Raw genomic sequence first — 13,159 nt, 5'->3', positions numbered from 1 at the left:
ATTTGAATATAAGTTTATAACGCAATGCCAGTGCAAACATCGCGGTTATATCGTGTTAATCAGCGATAAATCGAGTGTTCGAACAGAACCTGCACTAATCCCGACTCATCAATCATATTATATTATATCGAAAAAAAAAAGTAAATAGTTTTCTGGAAATTCGTTCATTTTCCTAATGGCGATAAAACAATATTGTGCAGATTGACAAAAAGCTAAAAAAAATAAGAGGAAACGAATTTCCTCTTATTTCTAAAATATGAATTAATTAATTTGTTTTAGGAAGTGAAGGGATAAGCTTTAAAAGATATTCCTGAATGGTAACTGCGTCGTCGCCTGTGAGTCCCTTTGTAGACTGATCAACGTCGCCGTTGAGCTGACCCTGTCTTGTGATATGCTTCTCATAAGTACCGTCGATACCGTACTTATTGGGGTTAGCCAGAGCCTGCATTATAAGAACAGCGTCTGCAAGATCGACCTTGCCGTCCATGTTAGTGTCTCCCCAGTTGATCTCAGGCAGCTGCGCAGGAGTTGAGCTTGTTGTTGAAGTTGTGCTTGTTGAAGTTGTTGTTGTGGTGGTTGTACTTGTTGTTGTGACTGTGCTTGTTGTGGTTGTATTACTCACAGGAGCCTTGCCGGGAACTGAATATGGCTCGGGCTCTGTGCCGTCGGGCTCAGTACCCCATACCAGCTTGCCGTCAACATACATTGTTATCTGCTTATTGAGAGAATTATCCTTCTTGAGGTCTGCATCCTTGGAGATACCGCCCTTGTAAGACCAGTCGTTCGTAGGATCCCATGCACCCTTTGTGGACTGTCCGTCGATAGCATCGGGAACTGATACTCTGAACTGTACCTCATCTCTGTGCTCGCTCTGGCCGGTAGGCTGTATAGCTCTGCCGTCCTCGAACTTGATGAGAGCATAGTAGGTATTTCCTGTAGGATCTCCCTCATACTTGTAAGGACCTGAAACTTCTGCATAGCCCTGCTCCCCCTTGCTGTACTGCTGTGACTTGCCCTCGACCTTTATATCGTCGGCAGAAAGTCCCTTTGCAATGGCCTCGGATATATCAAAGTAATAACGATACTCAATATCCTTTGCAACTCTTGCAGGCCATGCTGTGTGGTTCATAGCCCATGCTTTGATCTCTGTATAGCTGTCGCCGCTGCCGTTGAGAACAGCTGCTATCTCCCACTCAGCCCATGTCGGAGTTTCTGTGGGCGGGAATGAAGGATCGGTAGTTCCGCTGTAATCGTCAACGAGGGCGCAGAGAGCTGCTGTATAGCCTGCGTTGTAGTCGATAGCTACCTCTGAGTACTCATATTTTGATACCTGATTTATGTACTTACCTGTCTGGTCGGGACCGCCTACGAGAGCGCCGTAGAGAGTATGAGCATACTCTGTCTGCCAGCCCTCTGCACCGCCTGTAGCCTGTCCGAGCTCGTTCCAGTGGTCATCGTGGATACCCGAAGCTGTTCTGTGGTGGAAAGCAGTAGGCTGCTTGTCGCCCATACCGAGAACATAGCTCATCTTCAGGCCGTTATCGCCGAAGATATAGTCCATCTGTCCCTTAGCCCATTCATTGTACTTCTTGGTCAGTGAAGCGTCATCCTTGAAGATAGTATCGCAGGCAAGCTGAGCCAGCCATGCAGTAGCACTTACGTGACGTGCAGGGCCCCAGCTGAAGAGCCAAGCCATACCGTCGGGAGTATAAGCGATCTTCTTTCCGCCGTAACCGTCTATCCAGTAATCAAGGTGGTGCGAAACGTGATCGATCCACTCCGTGTCGCCTGTCTCCTGAGCATAGAGGAGAGCAGCTGCCTGTGAAGTATCATCCCAGCATAAGCCCCAGGTGTACTTGCGGGTGGTGGACTGCTCTTCCAGCGGGAAATTGGGGATATAATCGCTCTTTACCTTGGCCATGTAGCTCTCATCGCCTGTAGCTCTGTAAAGCCAGATAGCTGCATACATACAGTCATCTACCCATGAGGAAGGCTTGTACATATCGGCCATAGCGCCGTTCTGGTTCTTTCTTATCTTATCAGCTGTCTTGAAGTAGGTCTTTGCCTGGTCAAGATAAGCCTTTGCCTTGTCGGGCTGGGTATCCTTGAACATAAGATAGCCCTCTGCCAGTGCAGCTGCACTGAGAGCCATTGTAGTGGAATCTGCTATCTCGTCATAAGGACGGTTCCAGTCGCCGTTGTTGAGATGATGCTTGCGGAGGTATACCTCTGCGCTGCACCAGATGTTATGGTCGGTAGAGCCGCCCTTGAAGTCGCCGATAGTACCGATTATCTTATCGCCTCTGTCGCACTGCATGAGGTAATCGAGTCCCCACTGTACGTTGTTGCGGTAAATCTCGCCCAGTCCCTGCTTTTCAACTGCATCCTGGTACTCAAGGTAGCCCCATGCAAGAATTGAAGCGGAATATGCGTTTGTAAGAGTAAACTTGAAGTGGTCGCCTGCGTCGAACCAGCCGCCCTTGCAGACATCTGTCTCTTCACCCTTCTCGTTCACCATAGAATCGGCTCTCCATGTTACATAGTTCCAGTCAGGAAGCTTGCCTGCCTGCTGTACCTCATAGAAGAACATTGACTTCTGAAGAGCCTCTGCGTAATTATACTTTGAAGCTGCATCAGCTGTTGTGATACCGCCCTCTGTGCCTGCGGGCATATATGCCAGTATACCTGCTGACATAGCCAGTGCAGAAACTGCTGCCGTTAACTTTTTGATTATCATTTTTTAATACCCCTCTCGTATTAATTTTTTTGAGATACAGCAATATGCCGTACCTATACATCTTAACTATACAATAAAACCCAGGGTTTGTCAAGATGAAAACAACATTTTTCACAAAAGCCCACGAAAAAGTACACCCATTGCTGCGGTATTGACTTTTAGTCAGCATAAGTATATAATAATAATGTATACGCTCACGAAAGCTGCGCAGAATAGCTTTCGGAGGTGTATATATGTCAGACGAAAAGGAAAAAGACTGTTCCCCCGCCGAAGAGATGCTGTACGAAGCCGAGCTCGCCCGTGATAACGGTCAGTCGGTGCCGAAGAACTCACGGCATCTGATACACTGTCTGTCGGTCATAGGACAGATAGAAGGGCATTATGTCCTGGCAGAGCAGAACAAGACCACCAAATATGAACATATAATCCCCGCTCTGGTAGCCATCGAGCAGGACAGGAGCGTTGAGGGACTGCTCATAATACTGAATACCGCAGGCGGAGACGTGGAAGCAGGGCTTGCTCTGGCAGAGATCATCGCGGGCATGAAAACTCCCACGGTATCTCTTGTAGTAGGCGGCGGCCATTCCATAGGAGTGCCCCTTGCCGTCAGCGCAAAGCGGTCATTCATCGTTCCTACGGCTTCAATGACTATCCATCCCGTCCGCATGAACGGCACAGTTCTCGGAGTGCCCCAGACTCTCTCCTATTTCGACAAGATGCAGGACAGGATAGTAAGCTTCATCACACGGAACAGCCGTATCCGTGAAGATGAGCTCCGCAGACTTATGATGAACACAGAGGAGCTTGTCCTGGATGTGGGCAGTGTTATAGAAGGCAGCAAGGCGGTAGAACTCGGACTTATCGACAGCCTCGGAAGTCTGGGCGACGCAATGGACTGTCTTTACCATATGATAGAAAATACAGAAAAAAGATATGCGGACTGACCGCAGCTGTGCCTTTACATACGGCACAGTACATAAGGAACAAAATGGAGGCAGAAATGGCAGAAGCAAAGAAAAAGAGCGCGGCTCAGAAGAATAAGAAAACCGAACCGCCGCGCAGGGAACCTATAAAAAGCAATACAAAGACAGCTCCTCAGAACGAGAGCAACCAGCTGTGGTCAATACTGCTCTTCGCTCTGGGCATACTCACAGCCCTGATGGTGCTGGTAAAGGGCAGCAAGGGCTGGCTGGCACTGCATAATCTCATACTGGGAGTGTTCGGCATAGCGGCATTCCTCATACCGGTCATACTCATATATACAGCCATAAAGCTTGGCACAGAGCAGAGCAGGAAGGACATCAGCGGCAGAACGGTATGGTGTATCGCCATGATATTCCTTGCCAGCGCCGCCTATCAGATATTTGCCGTGGGACGTATCCCCGGAGGTACCTTCGGCGGCCACTTCAAGATACTCTACGAGGAGGGAGCAAAGCTGAAAAGCGGCGGAGTTTCCAGCCTTATCATAGCAGGGCCCCTGCTGAAGTTCTTCGGCAAGCTGGGAGCAAGGCTCATATCACTGGTACTGTTCTTCGTGTTCGGTATGCTCCTTTCGGGACGGGGGCTTGTGGACTTCCTGAAGTTGCTGGCAACTCCCTTCGTATTCATAGGGAAATGCGTCAACGGTCTCCAGAATATGCTCATAGGCGGAGAATTCGTGGACGCCTTTGAGGACGACGATCTTGACGACGACAGGGAAAGAAAGGACTTCGACGCCGACCTTGAAGCTATAAGCATGACAAATCCGAAAAAATCTTCGCGGAAGCCCTCGGAAAAGGCCGAACAGCAGAAAAAAGCCGTGGAGGCTCTTCCCGACGGGTATTTTCTTGATATACCGCTGCCTACGGATCACCTTATAGTCCATGACAGCAGCGAGCCCACTCCCGAGGAAAAGGCCATTGATATAGCTATAGAGCCTGCACCCGCACCTGTAAAGGAGCCCGTCAGCCCCATAACCGAAGAGGTCATCGCAGACGAGAAAGAAGCTCCTGCCGACGAGGGACTTGAACAGCTCATAAGCAAGGCTGCCGACGGAAAGCCCGATACTCCCGAGGAGGAACTCCCCGAGGAAGAAGAGGAAGAGACCATTGAGGAAAAGCCCGTATACATACTTCCTCCCATTGATCTGCTCACCCGCCCCGAGATACGCTCCAACCGTGCCGAGGCCGTAGAGGAAATGCGCGAGAAGGCAGAGGTCATCAAGAACACCCTCAAGAGCTTCGGCGTTGAGGTAAAAATAAAGGACATATTCCGCGGACCTTCCATCACACGTTATGAGATACAGCCGGGCCCCGGAATAAAGGTCTCGAAGATAAAGGGTCTGGAGGACGACATCGCCCTCAGCCTTGCTGCACAGGGCGTCCGTATAGAAGCTCCTGTCCCCGGTAAGGCAGCCGTGGGCATAGAGATACCGAACTCCACCAAGGATACGGTAACTCTGCGCGAGATAATTTCCTCTCCCGAATTCAGGGAATCAAAGAGCAAGCTGACCTTTGCAGTGGGCAAGGACATCACGGGAAATATCATACTGGGAGATATTGCAAAAATGCCTCATGTCATCATCGCAGGTACAACGGGCTCGGGTAAGTCTGTCTGCACCCGTTCCATAATCATGAGCATACTCTACAATGCAACTCCCGACGAGGTAAAGCTCATACTCATTGATCCCAAGATAGTAGAATTCAAGATATTTGAGAATATACCGCATCTTCTCATACCCATAGTGACCGACTGCAAACGTGCGGCAGGCGCACTTTGCTGGGCAGTAAATGAGATGATGCGCCGATACAACCTCTTCGCGGAGGCAGGCGCTAACGATCTCCGCTCCTACAACGAGCTGGCCGAGGTAGACGGCGACCTCGTCCCCATGCCGCAGATAGTTGTATTCATCGACGAGCTGGCTGATATGATGCTGGTGGCTGGAAAGGACGTGGAGGACTACATCTGCCGTCTTGCCCAGATGGGACGAGCCGCAGGAATGCACCTTGTTGTAGCTACACAGCGTCCTACCACCGATGTCATCACGGGACTCATCAAGGCCAATATCCCCAGCCGTATAGCTCTCTCGGTAAAATCACAGATAGACTCCCGCACCATTATAGATATGGCAGGTGCAGACAAGCTCCTCGGAAACGGCGATATGCTGTATATGCCAATAGGTGCAGGAAAGCCCGTCCGTGTACAGGGCTGCTTCTCCTCAAACGATGACATAGGCGAGACTGTACGCTATATAAGGGCACAGACCGAGGCTCACTTTGATCCCAGGATCACTGAAGCAGTTGAGCTTATGGCGACTCAGTCTCAGAACAGCTCCGGCAGCACCGACAGCAGTCCATCCGCAGGCGGCGGCAGTGATGAAGACATCGTAGAGGCCGCTATCAAGGTAGCTGTAGAGGCAGGTCAGCTGTCAACATCCATGCTCCAGAGAAAGCTGAAGCTCGGCTATGCAAGAGCGGCAAGAATAATGGACGAGCTTGAGGAGCGCGGAGTTATCGGCGCAAGCGAAGGCGCTAAGCCAAGAAAGGTACTCATGTCAAAAATGCAGTATGACGAGTGGCGCCTCCGCAGAATGGACGAATAAATTATAATTCACGTTTGTAGGGGCGGATATTATCCGCCCGTGATACAAAAATTATATTTGCGGTGTGATGTATGCATCGTCCCTGCAATATAACTGAATAACTGCGGGCGGCGTAACGCCGCCCCTACAAGCTGATGACTAACGGCTCAAATCAAAATATTGTTCCGCAAAATTATGATTTACAGGAGGTGATACCATGTATGAAGGCTTTCTGCCTACTACAAAAAAGGAAATGGACGATCTGGGCATAGAACAGTTCGACTACATATACATCACAGGCGATGCCTACGTTGACCACCCCAGCTTCGGTGCTGCCATCGTGACCAGACTCATCGAAAGCATGGGCTTCAGTATCGGTATCATTTCCCAGCCCGACTGGCATACGGACAGGGACTTCCGACGCTTCGGCGCTCCGAAGTATGCCTTCCTTGTCACCGCAGGCAATATCGACTCAATGGTGGCTCATTATACCGCCGCCAAGAGAAAGCGCTCTGACGATGCCTATACCGCAGGGGGCGCAGCGGGAAAGCGCCCCGACCGTGCAGTCATCGTTTACTGCCAGAAGCTCCGCGAATACTTTGGGAACGTGCCCGTGATCATCGGCGGCCTTGAGGCTTCCCTGCGGCGTTTCGCACACTACGACTACTGGGACGACGCCGTGCGTCCCTCCGTACTCGTTGACAGCGGCGCAGACCTGCTCATGTACGGCATGGGCGAGCACCAGATACAAGAGCTCTGCACCCGTCTGGCAAAGGGCGAAAATATACATGAGATCCACGATATACGCGGTACCTGCTACCTTACGGAGCCTGTGAACACGCCTCTGGGCGCTGCACAGTGCCCCTCCTTCGAGCAGGTGCGGGACAGCAAGCCCGAGTATGCAAAGGCAGTAAAGATACAGTACGACTGGCAGGACGAGGTATACGGCAAGACCATAATCCAGCGTCACGGCAGAATGATGCTGGTGCAGCTGCCTCCCGCCTACAGCCTCACCACAGAGGAGCTGGACCATATCTACTCTCTGCCCTATACGAGGGCTATCCACCCGTCCTATGAGGCTCTCGGAGGAGTCCCCGGCATAGAGGAGGTACGCTTTTCCATAACTCACAACCGCGGCTGCTTCGGCTACTGCAATTTCTGCTCCATAGCCCTTCATCAGGGCAGACGAATAACTGTCCGCAGCGTGGAGTCCGTACTTGCCGAGGCTGAACGCATCACGAAAATGCCCGATTTTAAGGGATATATACACGATGTCGGCGGACCTACCGCTGATTTCAGACGTCCCTCCTGTGACAAGCAGCTCTCCAAGGGACTTTGCATGGGCAAGAAATGCCTTGCTCCCAAGCCATGCCCCGCACTGAAGGTGGATCATACCGAGTATCTGTCCATGCTGCGTAAGATACGCAAGGTCAAGGGCGTGAAGAAGGTATTTATCCGCTCGGGCATACGCTACGACTACCTTATTGAGGACAAGGACGACGAGTTCATGAAGGAACTCATCATGCACCATGTAAGCGGCCAGCTGAAGGTGGCTCCCGAGCACTGCTCGGCGGTAGTCCTCGACAAAATGGGCAAACCTCATATCGAAGCCTACAAGCGCTTCCAGAAGCGCTTCTACGAAATAACCAAGGGCATGGGCAAGGAACAGTATCTCGTTCCATACCTTATGTCATCACACCCCGGAAGCACGCTGAATGAAGCCATAGACCTTGCTCTCTTCCTTAAAGAGAACAAGATACGCCCCGAGCAGGTGCAGGACTTCTACCCCACCCCGGGCACTATATCAACTGCAATGTTCTATACAGAGCTGGATCCATACACCATGGAGAAGGTCTACGTTCCCAAAACTCCAAAGGAAAAGGCAATGCAGCGTGCTCTGCTCCAGTACTTCCTGCCAAAGAACAAGGAGATAGTCCTTGAAGCTCTCAGAGCCGCAGGACGGCGGGATCTCATCGGCACATCCCCGAAGTGCCTTGTAGCGGACGATAACCGCGGACAGGGCAATAATCCCCGAAAAGGCGGTGACAGGCCGTGGCAAAATACTTCAAAGACACGGAAAGCTTCATCAGGGCCGCAGGCGAAAAATACGGGCTCAACGAAAGGCAGAAGCAGCTCCTTCGGGAACTCGCAGAAAAGCGGGACAAGGAACGGGCAGAACGGAAAAAGAAAGCACTGAAGACCTGCGGACTGCTGCTCGCTGCGGTACTGTTAGTCGTCGGCTGGCATTTTCTGCGCAGGCCGCGGCATACCTTCCCCAATGAGGATAAGCTGGTAATGCACTTCATCGACGTACAGCAGGGCGACTGCACTTTTATAGCTGCCAACGGTGCTACCATGCTCGTTGACTGCGGCGAGGACGCCCTCTCGGACGAGGTGGTCACCTATCTGCGCAGACTGGGCGTGGGAAGGCTGGACTACATTATTGCTACACACCCTCATTCCGACCATATGGGTGGTATGTACAATATCATAGATACCTTCGATGTGGGAGAGGTGCTGATACCTCATATCCCCGACGAGCAGATCCCGGATACTCTGTACTATGAACGCTTCCTCGACAGCTGCAGTAAAGCTCATGTGAAGCTCTCGGAAACCGACGCGGGAAGAACTCTTACCCTCGGTGAAGCCGAGGTAAAATTCATAGCTCCCGACGGAGGTCTCCACGAGGACTTAAACAATTATTCCCTGGGCTTTATTCTGACCTACGGCAAGAAAAGCTTCCTGCTCACAGGTGATGCCGAGGCCGAATCCGAAGCGGCTATGCTGTACAGCGGGCTTCTCGGAAAGGTCAGCCTTTACAAGGCCGGTCACCACGGAAGCGCTTATTCCTCCACAGACGCCCTGCTGGAGGTCATACGCCCCGACGCGGCTGTTATCTCCTGCGGCTCGGAAAATCCCTACGGACACCCTGCACAGAGTACCCTTGAAAGACTGGGCAGATATACCGATAATATTTTCCGCACCGATACCTGCGGTACCATAATTGCGGAATCCGACGGAAAAAAGCTCTCGGTCAGCGTGGAAAGAGGCGGAAAATGATGATAATAGACAGATTTGAGGGCAATACCGCCGTTATCGAGACCGAAAACGGCATCATTTCCCTGCCAAGAACGGAGCTCCCTGCGGAAGTCCGCGAAGGAGACATACTTATCCGTGAAAACGGCTCCTATATTATTAATAAGGAAGCAACTGTGAAGCGCCGCAGAAAAATGAGCAGAAAACTCAGAGAACTGCTGGACGGAAACAGCTCCCCTCATAAGTAGTTAAAAAAGGGCACTTTTTCAATGGAAAACCATTGAATCCCATACATATTTTTTTATTTTAATCATTACAGCATATTATCAGGCTATGCCTGTCAGCAAAGGAGTTCTTATAATGAAAACTATCAACATCGCTATCGACGGACCTGCAGGTGCAGGAAAAAGTACCATTGCAAAGATGGTCTCAAAGGAAATGGGCTATATCTACGTTGATACAGGTGCGCTGTACCGTACAATAGCTCTCTTTATCACAGAAAACAACATCGCCGACAAGGACATTGAGTCTTCTCTGGAAAAGGCTGATGTGTCTCTTAAATTCATCGACGGCGCTCAGAGAGTATTTCTGGGCAGCAGGGACGTTTCCGATCTTATCAGGACTCCCGAGATCTCCATGGCAGCCTCCCGCACCTCCGCTATCCCCGAGGTAAGAGCTTACCTCTTTGAGACTCAGCAGAAAATAGCCCGTGAAAACAACGTAATCATGGACGGCAGAGACATCGGTACAGTAGTGCTTCCCAATGCAGATGTCAAGATATTCCTTACGGCTTCTGCCGAGGAGCGTGCAAACCGCCGCTACAAGGAGCTGCTTGAAAAGCCTGACTGTCCCACATATCAGGAGATACTCGACGATATCATCAAGCGCGACTATCAGGATATGCATCGCAAGACAGCTCCCCTTAAACAGGCTGAGGACGCTGTCCTTGTGGATACCACAAAGCTGAACTTAGAGGAGTCCGCAGCTGCTATAGTAAAGGTCATCAAGGACAAGATAGGCTGATAAAAACCTGTACAGAGGTGAGACAATATGTATTACATAATCAAGTTTCTTGTAAGACTGTACTTCCGCATAATGTACAAGCTCCGCTATGAGGGCAGAGATAATATCCCCAAGGATACCACAGTCATATACGCCTGCAACCACCGGTCCAATGCGGATCCTCCCCTCCTTGGCACCGGCGGCCGCGGAAAATTCGCATTTATGGCAAAGGAGGAGCTCTTCAGGAACAAGTTCTTTGCATGGCTCATACGCTCCCTGGGAGCCTTCCCCGTTGCACGCGGAAAGGGCGATACGGGAGTTATCGACACCGCCGTTGACAGGCTCAATAACGGCAGGAGCCTTATGATCTTCCCCGAGGGCACACGCTCAAAGGACGGAAAAGTCGCAAAGAAAGGACATACAGGTGCAGCTCTCATTGCTGCCCGTTCAGGAAAGCCGATTATCCCCGTAGGCATATGCTACGGCGAAAAGCTGAAATTCCGCACTCCCCTCACCGTAAAATTCGGAGCTCCCATCGATCCTGCCGAGTACTGCGAGATATGCGACGCTCCCAATCCCCGTCAGCTGGTAAAGCTCAAAAATCGCTATATGGCTGATATAAGGTTCCTGGTGGAGGGCGCTCCCGAAGAAGCTCAGGAGGATAAAAAGGAGGAAGCAGACAATGAGTAAGGTCACCGTCGCCAAGTCGGCAGGCTTCTGCTTCGGCGTGGACAGAGCCGTAAAAATGGTCTACGGCGAACTGGAAAAGAATACAAAGGTCGCTACCCTCGGCCCGATCATACACAATCAGGACGTTGTCAACGATATGAAGGCCAAGGGCGCAAGGATAATAGACACCGTTGACGAGCTGCGCCCCGATGAGACAGTAGTTATACGCTCCCACGGCGTCGGCAGGGAGATCTATCAGCAGATCGAAGCCAAGGGCAACAAGATGCTTGACGCCACCTGTCCCTTTGTCTCGCGTATCCATAAAATAGTAGCCGAAAAGACCGCGGAAGGCTATTTTATCCTTATCGCAGGCGACCGCGATCACCCTGAAGTTCAGGGGATAGTTGGTCATTGTGACGAAAATTGCCTCGTTTTTAAGGACAACTTTGAGCTAAAAGCCTTTTTTGAAAAAAATTATAAAAATTTGCAAAAAAAGCTTGCAATTGTGGCGCAAACGACGTATAATATAGTAGTATGGGGTGAGTGTTTAAACGTGATCCCGAAGGACGATCCGGACATCGTTATATATGATACAATATGCAACGCTACCGACGCGCGTCAGTCCGACGCTGCCGAGCTTGCTAAAGACTCGGATATTATGCTTGTGGTCGGAGGCAGACACAGCTCCAACACCGTCAAGCTGTATGAGGTGTGCAGCCGTTTCTGTAAAACGTATCATATTGAAAATTCGGACGAGCTTCGGTCTTTAAAGCTCCCGAATGCCAATAAGATCGGCATTACTGCCGGGGCATCGACCCCCGCCTATATAATCAAGGAGGTACAAACCAAAATGGCAGAAAATGAAATTCTTGCAGCTAATCAGGATGAGGAGATCGATTTTGCTCAGGCTATCGACGAGTCATTCAAAAAAATACATACAGGAGAGAAAGTTAAGGCTACCGTTATCGCCGTGAACAATACAGAAGCAATCGTTGACCTCGGTACAAAGCACACAGGCTATGTTGCTCTTGATGATCTTACAGACGATCCTTCAAAGAAGCCTTCAGACATCGTTAGTGTCGGCGACGAGATCGAGCTCGTTGTTATCAAGGTAAACGATGCAGAGGGTACAGCAGCTCTCTCCAAGAGGAAGGTGGACGAGCAGGCCGGTTACGAAAAGATCGTTAAGGCTCAGCAGGAAGGCACCGTTCTCGAGGGCGTTGTTCAGAGCGTAGTAAACAAGGGCGTTACACTCACAGTTATGGGTGTAAGAGTATTTATCCCCGCTTCTCTCACAGGTCTCCCCAGAGGCGCAGAGCTCGATCAGCTCCTTAAGAAGAAGGTAGAGTTCATCGTTATCGAGGTTTCCGAGGGCGGCAGAAAGAGAGCAGTAGGCTCAATCAAGGCTGTTCAGAACGCTAAGAAGGAAGAAGCTAAGGCAAGATTCTGGGAGACAGCTGAAGTAGGCAAGACCTACACAGGCAAGGTTAAGTCACTCACAAGCTTCGGTGCTTTCGTTGATCTCGGCGGCATCGACGGCATGGTACATATCTCAGAGCTCTCATGGAAGAGAATCAAGCACCCCAGCGAGGTCGTTAATGTTGGTGATACTCTTGAGGTTTACATCAAGGATCTTGATAAGGAAGCTAACAGGATCTCTCTCGGCTTCAAGAAGGCTGAGGACAATCCCTGGGAAATCTTCAAGTCCAACTATCAGGTTGGCGATGTAGTTAAGGCTACTATCGTTTCAATCACAAGCTTCGGCGCTTTCGCACAGATCATCGACGGCGTTGACGGTCTTATCCACATCTCACAGATCGCTGACCAGAAGGTAGAGAATGTCAAGGACGTTCTTTCCGTTGGCGATGAGGTTGATGTTAAGATCATCGACATCGATCCCGAGTCCAAGAGAATCAGCATCTCAATGCGTGCTCTTCTCGAGAATGAGGACGAGGAAGAAGCTGCTGAGGAAGAAGCAGCTCCTGCTGAGGACGCTGAATAATCAGTAAACAACGGGCTGTACCACAAGTACAGCCCGTTTTATTAATCCCTATGCAATAAGCATCCGAATACAAAGTGAATTATTCTAATAACTATTGAGAAAGCCCCTTCCGAAGAAGGGGCTTTTTTCTGTATAAGCACTGAACTGCTGCTCA

Annotated in this window: 9 protein-coding genes; 8 read left to right on the top strand and 1 reads right to left on the bottom strand. The window is 50.5% G+C overall.

The features are described 5' to 3' along the window. Positions 1–265: 265 nt before the first annotated feature. Positions 266–2,737, bottom strand: coding sequence for a glycoside hydrolase family 9 protein (locus RF007C_RS14285; RefSeq protein WP_037301002.1), 2,472 nt, complete (start codon positions 2,735–2,737; stop codon positions 266–268). Between the two features lie 233 nt (positions 2,738–2,970). Between RF007C_RS14285 and RF007C_RS14280 the strand changes: the two genes are divergently transcribed. The 8 genes from RF007C_RS14280 to RF007C_RS14245 all read left to right on the top strand — a co-directional run bounded on the left by RF007C_RS14280 (position 2,971) and on the right by RF007C_RS14245 (position 13,005). Beyond that, positions 2,971–3,681, top strand: coding sequence for a ClpP family protease (locus RF007C_RS14280; protein WP_051456691.1), 711 nt, complete (start codon positions 2,971–2,973; stop codon positions 3,679–3,681). Positions 3,682–3,737: 56 nt separating this feature from the next. Further along, positions 3,738–6,317 carry an FtsK/SpoIIIE family DNA translocase gene (locus RF007C_RS14275; RefSeq protein ID WP_051456690.1) on the top strand — a complete coding sequence of 860 codons (2,580 nt, stop codon included), beginning with the start codon at positions 3,738–3,740 and terminating at the stop codon, positions 6,315–6,317. A gap of 196 nt (positions 6,318–6,513) precedes the next feature. Then, on the top strand, positions 6,514–8,493 hold the full coding sequence (locus RF007C_RS14270; protein ID WP_037300998.1) for a YgiQ family radical SAM protein: 1,980 nt from the start codon (positions 6,514–6,516) through the stop codon (positions 8,491–8,493). A 98-nt stretch (positions 8,494–8,591) separates the two neighbouring features. After that, positions 8,592–9,356: a ComEC/Rec2 family competence protein gene (locus RF007C_RS18115; RefSeq protein ID WP_051456689.1), complete on the top strand. Its 765-nt coding sequence runs from the start codon at positions 8,592–8,594 to the stop codon at positions 9,354–9,356. Continuing rightward, entirely contained in the window at positions 9,353–9,580 is a 228-nt protein-coding gene (locus RF007C_RS14260) for a DUF3006 domain-containing protein (protein WP_037300996.1), read from the top strand. Before RF007C_RS18115 ends, RF007C_RS14260 begins: the two co-directional genes overlap by 4 nt. A gap of 112 nt (positions 9,581–9,692) precedes the next feature. Continuing rightward, complete coding sequence (gene cmk / locus RF007C_RS14255; RefSeq protein WP_037300994.1) at positions 9,693–10,355, top strand: (d)CMP kinase; 663 nt, start codon at positions 9,693–9,695, stop codon at positions 10,353–10,355. Between the two features lie 27 nt (positions 10,356–10,382). Beyond that, a complete protein-coding gene (locus tag RF007C_RS14250) occupies positions 10,383–11,024 on the top strand; it encodes a lysophospholipid acyltransferase family protein (RefSeq protein WP_019680824.1) in 642 nt (213 codons plus the stop codon). Beyond that, on the top strand, positions 11,017–13,005 hold the full coding sequence (locus RF007C_RS14245) for a bifunctional 4-hydroxy-3-methylbut-2-enyl diphosphate reductase/30S ribosomal protein S1 (RefSeq protein ID WP_037300990.1): 1,989 nt from the start codon (positions 11,017–11,019) through the stop codon (positions 13,003–13,005). The genes RF007C_RS14250 and RF007C_RS14245 overlap by 8 nt, the downstream gene beginning before the upstream one ends. Positions 13,006–13,159: the final 154 nt, after the last annotated feature.

The organism is Ruminococcus flavefaciens 007c (assembly GCF_000571935.1).
In the GTDB taxonomy this organism is placed as follows: Bacteria; Bacillota; Clostridia; order Oscillospirales; family Ruminococcaceae; genus Ruminococcus; species Ruminococcus flavefaciens_F.
This window is presented reverse-complemented; position numbering and strand designations above follow the sequence as displayed.

Excerpts from the sequence above, each read along its gene's own strand:
- RF007C_RS14260 (WP_037300996.1), top strand. The coding sequence starts at position 9,353 with ATGATGATAATAGACAGATTTGAGGGCAATACCGCCGTTATCGAGACC.
- RF007C_RS18115 (WP_051456689.1), top strand. The coding sequence starts at position 8,592 with ATGCACTTCATCGACGTACAGCAGGGCGACTGCACTTTTATAGCTGCC.
- RF007C_RS14250 (WP_019680824.1), top strand. The coding sequence starts at position 10,383 with ATGTATTACATAATCAAGTTTCTTGTAAGACTGTACTTCCGCATAATG.
- RF007C_RS14245 (WP_037300990.1), top strand. The coding sequence starts at position 11,017 with ATGAGTAAGGTCACCGTCGCCAAGTCGGCAGGCTTCTGCTTCGGCGTG.
- RF007C_RS14275 (WP_051456690.1), top strand. The coding sequence starts at position 3,738 with ATGGCAGAAGCAAAGAAAAAGAGCGCGGCTCAGAAGAATAAGAAAACC.
- RF007C_RS14285 (WP_037301002.1), bottom strand. The coding sequence starts at position 2,737 with ATGATAATCAAAAAGTTAACGGCAGCAGTTTCTGCACTGGCTATGTCA.
- RF007C_RS14280 (WP_051456691.1), top strand. The coding sequence starts at position 2,971 with ATGTCAGACGAAAAGGAAAAAGACTGTTCCCCCGCCGAAGAGATGCTG.
- cmk (WP_037300994.1), top strand. The coding sequence starts at position 9,693 with ATGAAAACTATCAACATCGCTATCGACGGACCTGCAGGTGCAGGAAAA.
- RF007C_RS14270 (WP_037300998.1), top strand. The coding sequence starts at position 6,514 with ATGTATGAAGGCTTTCTGCCTACTACAAAAAAGGAAATGGACGATCTG.